At 48.6% G+C, this 12166-nt stretch carries 15 protein-coding genes and 1 tRNA gene; 2 read left to right on the top strand and 14 right to left on the bottom strand.

Annotated features, from left to right (window positions below; all coding sequences use genetic code 11):
• Positions 1-45: 45 nt before the first annotated feature.
• A complete protein-coding gene (locus NSU18_RS06390) occupies positions 46-261 on the bottom strand; it encodes a hypothetical protein (RefSeq protein ID WP_341021092.1) in 216 nt (71 codons plus the stop codon).
• A 69-nt stretch (positions 262-330) separates the two neighbouring features.
• Positions 331-1407 carry a site-2 protease family protein gene (locus NSU18_RS06395; RefSeq protein WP_341021090.1) on the bottom strand — a complete coding sequence of 359 codons (1077 nt, stop codon included), beginning with the start codon at positions 1405-1407 and terminating at the stop codon, positions 331-333.
• A 450-nt stretch (positions 1408-1857) separates the two neighbouring features.
• On the opposite strand from NSU18_RS06395, the gene metG reads away from it, so the two are divergent.
• Positions 1858-3513, top strand: a complete 1656-nt coding sequence (gene metG / locus NSU18_RS06400; RefSeq protein ID WP_341148552.1) for a methionine--tRNA ligase — start codon at positions 1858-1860, stop codon at positions 3511-3513.
• A 109-nt stretch (positions 3514-3622) separates the two neighbouring features.
• Here metG and NSU18_RS06405 read toward each other — a convergent pair whose 3' ends face one another.
• From NSU18_RS06405 to NSU18_RS06435, 7 genes are all read right to left on the bottom strand, one after another.
• Complete coding sequence (locus NSU18_RS06405; protein WP_341021087.1) at positions 3623-4576, bottom strand: aldo/keto reductase; 954 nt, start codon at positions 4574-4576, stop codon at positions 3623-3625.
• 154 nt (positions 4577-4730) lie between these two features.
• On the bottom strand, positions 4731-5540 hold the full coding sequence (locus NSU18_RS06410) for a helix-turn-helix transcriptional regulator (RefSeq protein WP_341021085.1): 810 nt from the start codon (positions 5538-5540) through the stop codon (positions 4731-4733).
• Positions 5541-5602: 62 nt separating this feature from the next.
• A complete protein-coding gene (locus NSU18_RS06415; protein WP_341021083.1) occupies positions 5603-6025 on the bottom strand; it encodes an NUDIX hydrolase in 423 nt (140 codons plus the stop codon).
• A gap of 240 nt (positions 6026-6265) precedes the next feature.
• Positions 6266-6337: transfer RNA gene (locus tag NSU18_RS06420), tRNA-Val, on the bottom strand.
• A 99-nt stretch (positions 6338-6436) separates the two neighbouring features.
• Positions 6437-7291, bottom strand: a complete 855-nt coding sequence (locus NSU18_RS06425) for an Rpn family recombination-promoting nuclease/putative transposase (protein ID WP_341023276.1) — start codon at positions 7289-7291, stop codon at positions 6437-6439.
• A gap of 148 nt (positions 7292-7439) precedes the next feature.
• Positions 7440-7982, bottom strand: coding sequence for a hypothetical protein (locus tag NSU18_RS06430; RefSeq protein WP_341148553.1), 543 nt, complete (start codon positions 7980-7982; stop codon positions 7440-7442).
• A gap of 145 nt (positions 7983-8127) precedes the next feature.
• Positions 8128-8700 (bottom strand): hypothetical protein, encoded by a 573-nt coding sequence (locus tag NSU18_RS06435; protein ID WP_341021079.1) that lies wholly within the window; start codon positions 8698-8700, stop codon positions 8128-8130.
• 276 nt (positions 8701-8976) lie between these two features.
• Here NSU18_RS06435 and NSU18_RS06440 point away from each other — a divergent pair, with 276 nt between their 5' ends.
• A complete protein-coding gene (locus NSU18_RS06440) occupies positions 8977-9507 on the top strand; it encodes a GNAT family N-acetyltransferase (RefSeq protein ID WP_341148554.1) in 531 nt (176 codons plus the stop codon).
• Positions 9508-9641: 134 nt separating this feature from the next.
• Here NSU18_RS06440 and NSU18_RS06445 read toward each other — a convergent pair whose 3' ends face one another.
• The 5 genes from NSU18_RS06445 to NSU18_RS06460 form a co-directional block, all read right to left on the bottom strand.
• The gene (locus NSU18_RS06445) at positions 9642-10037 is read right to left on the bottom strand and encodes a LytTR family transcriptional regulator DNA-binding domain-containing protein (protein WP_209877684.1); all 396 of its coding nucleotides are present in this window, start codon (positions 10035-10037) and stop codon (positions 9642-9644) included.
• A gap of 17 nt (positions 10038-10054) precedes the next feature.
• Complete coding sequence (locus NSU18_RS32365; RefSeq protein ID WP_081751311.1) at positions 10055-10189, bottom strand: cyclic lactone autoinducer peptide; 135 nt, start codon at positions 10187-10189, stop codon at positions 10055-10057.
• A gap of 2 nt (positions 10190-10191) precedes the next feature.
• Positions 10192-10719 (bottom strand): accessory gene regulator ArgB-like protein, encoded by a 528-nt coding sequence (locus NSU18_RS06450; RefSeq protein WP_341148555.1) that lies wholly within the window; start codon positions 10717-10719, stop codon positions 10192-10194.
• On the bottom strand, positions 10712-11311 hold the full coding sequence (locus tag NSU18_RS06455; protein ID WP_341148556.1) for a hypothetical protein: 600 nt from the start codon (positions 11309-11311) through the stop codon (positions 10712-10714). Before NSU18_RS06455 ends, NSU18_RS06450 begins: the two co-directional genes overlap by 8 nt.
• Before the next feature lie 207 nt (positions 11312-11518).
• Positions 11519-12085 (bottom strand): hypothetical protein, encoded by a 567-nt coding sequence (locus tag NSU18_RS06460; RefSeq protein ID WP_341148557.1) that lies wholly within the window; start codon positions 12083-12085, stop codon positions 11519-11521.
• Between the last annotated feature and the right edge of the window lie 81 nt (positions 12086-12166).

Raw genomic sequence — 12166 nt, forward strand, 5'->3', positions numbered from 1 at the left:
AGCCTGAGCGTTTCGGGGCAAGGCCAGCGGGCAGGGAGACTGTACTCAGGGAGTGTCATAGACCTCCTCGGGAATCGGGCGGTCATACACATCCCGCAGAACCGGCGAGGTCAGGCTATCCCGTGAATTCAGACTTCCGTCTAGTCCGGTCATGTTGTGCACATCCGTATATTCAGGAATCTCCTTGCCTGACGCACATCCGGCGATTCCCAGAAGGAGACACGCTCCAATCCATAATAGACATACTCTTGCCATACGCATTGTTGTTACCCCCTTATCCTTCTCGGCTCTTTACAGCTTTGACGAAACGGGAGGTTCATAAACGAAGCTCTACAGATTTACATTGCCAACCACATGGACAAGATACATCATACCCCCGAGAACTCCAGCAAGGACAAAATACGCCGCCCCATATCTCCAGCGGGAAGCAGCCGGCACATCATAGTACTTATCATTGTCATAAACAGTGAAGCTGATCTCACAGGTCATCTTCAAGTGAAGGCTGGCGTCCACATACAGCTGGTCGAGCTGCACGACTTTGACTTTTCCGATCAGCGACTGTACCGGCAGGGTCGTCGTTCCATAGTAATCCAGGTTATCCCAGCGTACCCCGACGAACTGCTGGCGGTTCAAATCACTGTAGGTGGTGAACGGCAGCTCCCGTTTATGCTCGGGGCCGGGGATCAGGTACCCTTGCTCCTGCAGATCCTCTATGGGGATCAGGAAGCTTTTAAGCACCGTATGCATCTGATTCTTCGTACGCCGGCTGATGTACTTCTTATACATATCATAGGCGAACATTACCCAGATGATGCCGAACAGGATAGATTTCAAATAGATGATTACAGCTAAGCCTCCAATGAGCCCTACCAGCCATAACCAGCGGGTAACTGCCGTGGCAATTCTCCCCCCGTCCAGCGGATGGATCGGCAGCAGATTAATCAAATTCAGGAAGAAGCCGATGTAGGCCAGTGAATATAACAAGGGGCTATGATAATAATAGGCTGCTCCGAACACAATCAGTGCACCGATACTCCCCAATATAGGACCGCCAAAAGCGACATAAGCTTCCTCCCTGGCATCCAGCGGCTGCTTCTTCATCGTAATCAGTGCGCCCATAAAAGGAATGAACAACGGAGCGCTTACCGGCAGTCCGATCCGCTTGGCAGCGATCACATGGCCGATCTCATGAACGAATAATAACGCAACGAAGCCCACAGCGAATTGCCATGGCGAAATTAGTGCATAGGCCCAGATCGATACCATCATGGAGATCAGCGGACCTGCGATTTTGCCCAGCTTGAGCAGAGAGATGATGGCTTTTCCCTTAAGCAGCAGCAATACCGCCCCACTGCCCAGCCATCCCCATGCGCCTGAGCTTTTTTTCTCCTGTTTGTTTTCCTGCAATAGTCTCAATCTCCTTTTGATCTCTCTTACTCTCTACTGTCGCACAGGAGTGCGGTGGATTGCAAATAGACTTATGATGTTGACAAATCTCCCGGGCTGCATATATGATATCCAGTAATTAGGATACCACAATAGCTGCGAAGAGAAAGAGTCCCTCGGCAATTCTTCCACAGAGAGCTCCGGCCGGTGAAAAGGAGCAAAGAAAACCCTTGGGAATATGGTCTCAGAGCTGCGCACCGAAACCTGGCATTAACGGGTCGTAGGCTGCGCCGGAACCCGCATCCGTTACCATGCTAGGGTATACCCGCATTTTTATGCGGTCGTACCTGAAGAGGTGAATGCCGCGAGGCATTGATGAATTTGGGTGGTAACACGTGAGCACAGGCTCTCGTCCCTTTGGGGGATGAGTGCCTTTTTTGCGTCCAATGAATTTGAGGAGGAGAGAGAGATATGACTAACATTTTTATCGGAGGGGCTTGGCCTTATGCCAACGGCTCCCTGCATCTGGGCAGACTCGCCAGCATTCTTCCGGGAGATATTCTGGCCCGCTACCACCGTGCCAAAGGTGACGCTGTACTCTATGTATCCGGCAGTGACTGTCACGGCACCCCCGTTGCTGTACAGGCGGCGCAGGAGGGTGTAACGCCGGGCGAATTCGCCAGCCGGTATCATGAGGAGTTCGCCGATTGCTTCCGCACCTTAGGCTTCACTTATGACTTGTATACCCGGACCGATCAGGCACATCACCACAGCACGGTACAGGAGCTGTTTCTTAAGTTGCTGGATCACGGGTATCTGTACCAGAAATCCAGTCTCCAGTGCTATTGTGAGCAGGACCAGCGCTTCTTGCCGGACCGTTATGTCCATGGCCTCTGCCCGGTCTGCGGACAGCATGCCCGGGGAGATCAATGCGATTACTGTTCAACAATTCTCGATCCGGCGGATCTGCTGGAACGCACATGTGCCCTCTGCGGCACTGCGCCTGTGCTGCGCTCTACTCAGCATTACTATCTGTCGCTGTCCAGCTTCCAGCAAGCACTCACAGAATATGCTGATTCCGCGCAGGGCTGGAGAGATAATGCCGTCCGGCTAACCCGCAGATATCTGCAGGAAGGTCTGCAGGACCGTGCAGCAACACGCGATCTGGACTGGGGCGTGGATGTGCCCACTCCCGGCTTCGCAGACAAGAAAATCTATGTCTGGATCGAAGCGGTCAGCGGCTATCTGTCCGCCAGCAAGCAGTGGGCGGCGGAGACAGGCAACCGGTGGGAGGATTTCTGGTCTATAACATCCGCACAAAATAACGATGGGCAGCCGCCAATAACCGCTTACTATGTGCATGGGAAGGACAATATTCCTTTTCACAGCCTGATCTGGCCGGCTCTCCTGCTCGGAGCTGAGGAACTGCATCTGCCGGACCGGATCTTCTCTTCTGAATATCTGACCCTGGAAGGGCAGAAATTCTCCACCAGCCGCAATTGGGCGGTCTGGGTGCCGGATATTCTCAGCAGGTATGACCCGGACTCGGTCCGTTATTTCCTGACGGCGAACGGTCCCGAGAAGCGGGATGCCAACTTCTCCTGGAGAGAGTTCGTCTATAGCCATAACAGCGAGCTGCTGGGCGCGTTCGGCAATTTCGTCAACCGCAGCCTCGTGTTCCTGAATAAGTCCTGGAATGGCAGAGTTCCAGACGGAGTTTTGGACGAAGTATGGGTTGGCAGTCTGGAGCAGCTGTATAAGGAAGCAGGAAGTCTGATTGAGGCCGGACATTTCAAGGAAGCTCTGGAATTCATCTTCTCGCATATCCGCCAGGCCAACAAATATTTCGATGAACAGCAGCCTTGGCTCCAAATCAAGCATGATCCTGCTGCCGGGGGCAACACGCTGTACACCTGTGTTCAGATTATTGCCAACCTGGCAAACCTGCTGAACCCGTTCATTCCTTTCTCCTGCGAGAAGATTAGAGGCTTCCTATCCATAGAACAGCCTGTATGGCACCCGGTATCCATCCTTGCAGGGCAGCCTATATTGGAGCTTAAATTACTGTTTGAGCGGATAGAGGTGCAGCGGATCGAAGAGGAGCTGGAGCGGATGGGGATGGATTAAAAAAGCGTTCTTCCCGCATACCGCTCACTAAAGCAAGCGGCGCAGGCAAAAACGCTCCGGGAAAAAAATAGGAATGGATGCACAGCAGCTGTCCGCTCTGTGTGATAACTTAGTTCTGGCCGGGGTAACGTGCTCCGGCTGCAATTCCTTGCGGGGATATCCGCTCAATCCGTGCGAGATCCTCTGCCGTCAATGTAACCTGAAGCGCTCCGAGGTTCTCTTGTAACCGCTCCAGCCGCTTCGTGCCGGGGATCGGTACAATCCGCTCTCCTTGTGCTAGAAGCCAGGCCAGAGCAAGCTGTGCCGGGGCGCAGCCCTTCTCGGCTGCCATCTGCCCGATCAACGAGACGACCTCCAGGTTCCGGGTGAAGTTCTCTCCCTGGAACCGCGGGTAATGGCGGCGGTAATCATCCTCCGGCAGATCATCGAAGCTCTTGATCTGTCCAGTCAGAAAACCGCGGCCCAGCGGGCTATAAGGAACGAAGCCGATGCCCAGCTCCTTGACCAGCGGCAGAATCTCATCCTCCACCTCCCTGCTCCAGAGTGAATACTCTGTCTGCAGGGCGGTCAACGGATGCACCGCGTGTGCCCGGCGGATCAATTCAGGCGAGGCCTCGGATAAGCCGATAAAGCGGATCTTCCCTTCCTTGACGAGGTCAGCCAGGGTACCGGCGGTTTCCTCAATTGGGGTGTTCGGATCAGGACGGTGCTGATAGTACAGATCGATATAATCTGTGCCGAGTTGATAGAGGCTGGCATCTACGGATTTTTTGATATAGGCCGGATCTCCCTTGGTTCCCTGAGTATGCGTAATGCCGAATTTGGTCGCAATCACCGCCTGATCTCTCCGGCCCTTAAGCGCCCGTCCGAGAAGCCGTTCATTGCCGCCGAAGCGCTGCTGCTCGAAGGCTCCATAGATATCCGCTGTGTCCAGCAGAGTTACGCCCAGATCAAGCGCACCATGAATGGTTCTTACAGACTCTTCATTATCAGGCATCATCATCGTTCCGAGTCCCAGAGCTGATACGCTCAGCCCTTCGTTACCGAGTATTCTTGTATGCATATGGTTGCCTCCCTCTGTCCCTGTAATAGATCTTTCGAACATGTCTTATTCTAACCGTCCTGCCATGGAGCAGCCACAGTACGTTCATACTAGTAAGATCATTACCAGGGAGCAGCGGAAAACGTATGGGGTATGTCCCTCACAGAATCGTCTGCTACGTCATAACAGGGGTATAGATACAAATATGCAGGCCCGGGTGATCCGCCAGATTTGCCATCGAATTGATATCGTATACGACAGGCTGACTTGTACCAAGGCTCTCTATGACCACACGGTTGACCCTTTTGCCCTGAATATTGTGCTGCTTCCACATCCCGGCGAAATCTGCACTGTCCTCCAAGAGCTGATCGACCATCTCCTTGTGCCAGGGATCATGCAGGTTCAAGTCATAATAGGTTCTGTACACACCTACTGAATGTAGGGCGAACTCCTCCCAGTTCAGCATCCGGCGGCGCAGCTCCAGATCCAGGAACAGAAGACGCATCATAATGCGCTCTGAAGCAGACAGACCTCCGAAATCACTTAGCACTTCACTCGCTTTATCATTCCAGGCCAGCACCTCAGACCGCTCATTCGTTATAAAAGACGGATAAGTCAATTGGCGGATAATATCCCGCCACTGCGGGTTCAGCTCCGGATTGACCGTATCTATAGAAGCAAGTGTATCCGGCAAGCCAGGATTCCAAAGCTCAAACAGGTGCTTGCGCTCATCTGCCGACAACCGCAGCGCCTGACTGAGACTCTCCATGACCTCTCTGGAAGCGGTAACCTCCCTGCCCTGCTCCAGCCATGTATAATAAGTGCTGCTGAGGCCGGCCAGAACCGCAACCTCCTCCCGCCGCAGACCTGGCGTTCTGCGCTGACTGTTCGTTTCCTTGATGCCTGCAGCTGCTGGCTGCAGACGGTCCCGCCGTGATCTCAGGTAGTCGCCAAGACGCTTAAACCTCGTAATCTCATTACTCATGAGCTGGGCCTCCTTTCAGCCAATCGTGTGTCTATTCTACCAGAAATACGATTAAGATTGATTCACAGATGCTTCACATATTCACATACTCTCGCATATAGCGTGGGGTAGATCCCCGGGTAGGTCACCGCCTGCGGCAGCTCGCTGAAGCTTCGAAGCTCCGCCATTTCGAACGGGGGCATAGCTCCGAACCTTTTGACATCTGCATAATACAACATTCCGTAGCTCTCTCCCAGCTCATCACTGCTGACCGAATAGATGCATAGCGGATGCAGCTCATAATCTTCGGCGCCTGTCTCTTCATAGAGCTCTCTTACCGCAGCTTCCCCGGGGCTCTCCCCCGCCTCAATATGCCCCCCGGCAAATTCCCAGGTGGACCGCTCACGCTGCCGCACAAGCACCCAATCTTCGCCTTGCTTCATAAAAATCACCACATATTTTAGACTCACCCCAGGGCGCTCCGCTTCATGTAACGTTACGATCATGATAGAATTTCACCTTTTATGTTGTTGGTTAAGGAACTTCCAGACAAGCGCTATTATTGTAATATACTACGGATGGGGTGTCGTGGGTTTTTGTCACTCTTTAAATATCCATAAAAAAAGAAACTATAACATTGCATTAGACACATAAAGTCATCTGCTGCCAAACGTCAATAGCTTCTCTGTTTGTTTTTCGTGTTTCTAAAAAGAAAGAAGGCCTTGAATATCAAGGCCTTCTGCATATAGGACGGATGGGGTTCGAACCCATGACCCCTACCCTGTCAAGATAGTGCTCTCCCGCTGAGCTACCGTCCTGCAACGAAATTTATAATAACACAGGACGTGAGGGAATGGCAAGCTATTTTTATATTTGCTTTTGCAGCATCGGTTACTTCATGGTCAGTGTCTACCCGTTTATGATTTCAAGATTAAAACTTCTTCCTCAGGGAGGCCTGAGGCTCTAACAATAATGGAGGTTTCTACTCCAAGTGCAAGAAGTTCACGCACCATTGCCTCTGCCTTTTTTCGTTCACCCTCTGCTCGTCCTTCAGCTCGCCCCTCAGCCCTAGCACCATTCATCCGCGACGCCTCATCCCGCAAATACTTCATCCGGGCTTCATACTCCATCCTTGTAGCGGCATCCTGACTCAGGAACTCCAGCGTATCCATTGCTTTTTTCAACATCGGTTCATTCATGGTCAGCACCTCCCAGTTTGGTTGTTCAACACCCTTCAGGAATAATAACCAGTTGATCAGACCACCAGTTAATGGGACGGCCTGCTCCTCGAGCTTTGTTAATTCCATTACATGAATTTCCAGATCGTTATTCAACTGAATCCCAGTGTGGTCTTCCCGAAGGTGAAACACATTATGATGACGGTCATTCGGCAGGCAGGAATAGTTCAGAATATTGATCGTCACACACTTCTTCAATTGGCTGTAATCGTCACCTTTTTGAATTTGGTGGTAATACATCTCGCTCCAGTAGAAAAGTGTCCGCTTCTCCATATTGTATGGATTGAACAGCTGCATTTCGATGTTAATCCGTTTGCCCTCTGCCGTCTTGGCCTTGATATCAAGGATTGACTGTTTCTCAGCTGGAGCATCCTTATCTGTGTACGGATTCATTAATATAATTTCTGTAAGCGGGGGTTCGCCGGCTTCCATGAAGGTACTATTGAGGAAGGCCAGCAGAACATCCTTGTTATTCTCACTGCCGAAGATTTTCTTGAAGATAAAGTCATTCCGTGCGTCGAGTAATTCCACGATTATCACTCCAATCATATACATTGATTATATCATGGCAGAACCACTCATTGTAAACGAAGCCAGCCTTTTGTGCCCCATATATTGCTATTCTGTCCCCTTAAATATCTATGAAACATGCAAGCCCATTTTTTATCTTCAGCCCTCCCATTTACCTGTAAGTTATCGCCATTCGCTTATCCACTAATGCAATGCCGTCTGCTACACCTTTACCGTTGAACAGACCTGAAATTACATATATTTTCGAATCATCTTCAGCCTTTGCTGCCCATTCTTTATCATGCAAGTAACGCTTGTTGATGGAATCGTAAGCATAATCCAGATTGCGCTCCATATCCATCAGATATTGATCGCCGTATATTTTTTTGAAGTCATCTTTGGACATGCCAATTTTAAAACCGCCAGTGGTTTCATACGTATCTTTCGATTCCTCTGACAGAGTAATACCTGCCACTTTATCCTCACGGTACATAACCCTTACACCAGAGCTGTACATGACGGAATTCGCAATACTCTTATCATCCCCTTCACCAAGTACCTCTTCCGCTTCCGCACGGCTCATTCCATACCCAACAATGGCTTTAGAATCGTTCACCTTTTGGACGGCTAAATCTTTGGTGGTTAACCCGTCTTTGGAATCCGCACAAGCTGTCAATATGAACAAGAACAACATTACCATTATCGTTTTTCTCATCATGCCCTCCCAGATGCTTTTTACCTAAACTTTACCATGTTAGGCGGAGTAAGAAACAAAAAAAAGACTGCATGAGCACATGCCCACACAGCCTCTATTAATGACAGTATGAATCTACAGCGATCAAGCTGCTCCCATGACTTCCTTAACTAAGCTTATATCTCTCAGTAATTACAGATGCACTTACCGTGAACCCTCTTTTTTGCATGGTCTTTGTCAAGGTCTTCTGAACACCGCCATCCGGATCACATACCAGGTATTTATCAAAACCGGAAGCGGAGGAGTCATGCCCGTCCACAATGACATAATGAGAGTTGGAACCTTCCTCAAGTCTCATCATGCAGATGTTCCCTTTTTCGGCTTCCACGGATACGTCCGCAATCGGAGTAATGCTTACAGTGATACTCTGACTTCCGATTTTTGCAGTGAATCCCTTTGCTGTGAAATCAGCAGCGTTGTCCGTTCCCTTTTTAGTTGCTTCCCAAACGGCGTAATACACATTGGATTTCGTTGCATTAGAGAGCCCGCCTTTATATAAAATAAACATGGCAAGATCACAAATAGGGCAACCAAATTTTTGAATAGTCCCTGTCGCTCCTGTTTTTCCACAATTCTTAAAAAAATTCGCATCTGTAAAAGCCGGAGTAGAGGTACCTGGATTGTAAATTGAAGTATCCCCCTGGTTGATCAGATGGGTAGATGATAGTTTATGCGGCATAAACTATACCTCCTAAAATATATTTGAGAGGATCGAAATCGCTATGCTACCTTCGTCCTCACAATACATAGGATATGTTGATAGATTAGGAGACGCCACCAAGCAAAGTACCCTTCTTTGTGAAGATTTGTTGAATCGATCCTGGATGGCTGTTAACTTTCTCTCTTGCTTTCTATATAATAGAGGCAGCTTACACTCGGAAAGGACTGAACTATGCACAGATATCAATAGTTGTGCCTCACCGACACCATAATATTTAATGGAGGTAACACTTTGATGATTACTGAATTACGTACCGAGCGATTAGTATTAAGACAAATGAGTACCACCGATTCAGCCAGTCTCTTCGCGATCTGGTCCGATCCTGAAGTCACCCGGTTCATGAATATCAGCAATTTCACGGATGAGTGTCAGGCCGTAGAGATGATTGAGCTGCTTGATAAATTAGCGGGCGAGAATCAGGCGATCCGCTATTCCATCACGGAGGCAGAATCCGGCCGGATTATCGGCTCATGCGGTTACAATATGCTGGACTATGACAATGCGAAGACTGAGATTGGTTATGACCTTAGCCGCGAGTACTGGGGAAAAGGATATGCGCCTGAAGCCCTTCGCGCACTGATAGATTATGCGTTTGATACACTGGGCTTCAATAGAATAGAAGCAAAGGTTGAACCTGCTAATATCAATTCGATTAAGGTGCTGCAGAAATTAAATTTCTCGCTGGAAGGAATATTGAGGCAGAGTGAGCGCTCCAACGGAACCTTCATTGATCTGTGTATGTATTCTAAATTAGCTGCAGATTAGGATAATCTAAACAAAGGCTGTCCCTAGGCGCTTGAGAATGAATAGCGCAGGGTCAGCCTTATTATATATACCACTTCCGATCTACTCTTCGCTTCTCAGTCTGGAAAAATCGCCAACCTCCCTAAAAAAATAAGCTACCACTGGGGCAGCTCCACTAATTGAATATCCGATGCGGATGTCTTTACGTATTTGAGAATTTCTTTATAGCCCTTCTCTGACAGAAAACACTTTTGCTCGACTCCTCTATGGTCTTCCCCAAAATAAGCAATATGAAAAGTCTTATCCAACTGGATAATATTAGAAACCTGAATTAACGTGTTTCTATCTGCTAGAACGAAATTATATCCTGAACTGGCCAGGGTATTAAGCCAATATTTCAGCGTACCTACTGTATAAAAGGTCTGATCGTACGTATGGACAATGATCCGATAGATAGTCCGTTCAAATTCCATAAAAGTTATTTTTTCAATATCGAGTGAGAATACACCAGTGTTTCCCTCTGTGTCTCTAGTAACAGATATCGTGCTCAAAGGGATCAACTCCAATGTTATTTAAGTAACTCTTCCGGAACCTCGGGTTGGTTAATGTATAATACACTTGCTGTAACCAACACGATAAGGGCAGCCAAGGCGGACAAACCAGAAGCAAGCTTATACACTACTTTGCGCTGCAAAGCTCTCATTGTCAGATTTTCACCTCCCTTCTAGCTATAATCAGACTGATGGATTGTGCCAAAAAACTGGCTGCGATGACAGGTGATCCTACAATGATATTGGCAGCTACTAGCAGTAACGCCACGATTCTCAGCTTAGGCCAGTGTCGCTTGGGAATCCGGGTTTGTCGTTCAATACCAGTGGGTGCCAGCCATAGAACCACTAACAGACTAGCTGCATTCATTAGCATAACGTACAGAGGGCTAACTTCCACGTAGGACAGGACTGTGAACAAGCATACCGTAAACAAGACACAGGCTATACCGGATTTGAGATGGGCTCCGCCGGACACCTGACGTAATAAGGCAAAGGAGATCAGAATCTGCAGAGCTTCACTTGTCCTGCCCGTAAAAAGGGATACTACCAGCGTCAGCCCAATTATAAAGACCACATTAAGCACTACGCTAATCGCAAATTTCAGGACAGCGTAGGATGCCGGGTGCTCAGGTACAATATTTTTAATCGTAAATGCCAGCTTGCCGGACATGAATTCAAGCATCTTCCCGTTCCCTCCGGGTGGAATAATATAGAAGGAATACAGACATCACCAGGAAAATCAAGGCATTGAGCAGAATTTCATTATAGTAGAGTAGCACTGAAATTCCTATCACGAAGCCGAAAATCAGCAGAGACAACAGGATATCCTCTATCTTGAAGCGTAGTTTATCCAGATCGAACGTGAAGCCCTTGCCTTTGCGGTACAGTAACCCAAAGATACCAAACACCACGGCAGCGGTCGCAACCTGTAGAAAATATCCGTTCGCGGTACTGCCAATATTCGATATCGATCCGAACATGAGCAAGGTGAGCAGCGTCTGAATCCCTGCAAAAATAGCAAATCCTGATATCGTTGCAATGATAGATAGAATCAGCGGCATCCTCACCACCGCAGCAAAAAAGAAGATGAAAATCAGAATTAAAACAAGTGGTGCAACATTCGACATGCCCAGTTCATTACGTAACAGATAGCTTTGCAGATTGTTAAGCAAGATGACAAATAAAGCCTGCCAGATGTACCATCTCCATTTGAATCTATAGAGAGACATAATCAGATAATAGAGCGCAAGCGTCTCTATTGTTGAGAAAAACATAAATCCTACAGGTTCCCAAGACAAACCATAACACCGCCTGACTAATTTTCGTTCACAGAATTAATTATATATCCCCGTCACACCTGGCGTATACTCTTTAATTACAAAATTCGACACTTTTTGTCCGATCACAAAAAAACATCCGTTGGCTGCTCTAAATCGAGCTCAACGGATGTTCCTCTGTGTAAAGCAGCTTGGCTGTACGTCTTATATTTCAGACCAAATTACGTTAAGCTCAACGGTTCCCTCCTTGGACGCAAGCGGACCGCCAATGATTGACCAGCTCTGCTTACCATCCTTGGTCTTCCCTTGAATGATCAGGTTCTTGGGGTCAATAGTCTTCACAGACTGATCACCCAGCTTAGAAGACAGATAATCATCATAGAGCTTTGTTACCGATTCCATACTGTCTGTTGTTCTAAAAATCAGCAATGCCGACTTCTTGCCCTCATTCTCCTCCGCATTCGAAAGGATGGTCTCTGTTACATTGTTAGGCATCGGGAAATCCTCCGGCAGGAATTTCGGCAGATCCGCAGATCCGGAAGCCGTCTCGTTGCTTCCGGCTGTTGGCTCAGGCGTTTGCTCCGGTTCATCCGTTGCTGCCGGTGTCTGCTCCGGCTCTGTTGAGGCCGCAGGGGTCTGCACTGCTTCGGCTGCCGGTGTGGATTCCTGGGACGGCTCGGCGGATGGCGCGTTTGCTGAATTGCTGCACGCACTCAGGACCAGAAGGGACAACGTCAAGGATAAGCCCATTATTAGTTTTTTTGTGGACATCTTCTCACTCCTCATGAATTCATTGAACTTTAACATCGCCAGTCAGATTCACCGGCTTACCGGATAATACCCATTTTCTTC

This window comes from Paenibacillus sp. FSL H8-0048, from assembly GCF_038002825.1.
GTDB lineage: Bacteria > Bacillota > Bacilli > Paenibacillales > Paenibacillaceae > Paenibacillus_AQ.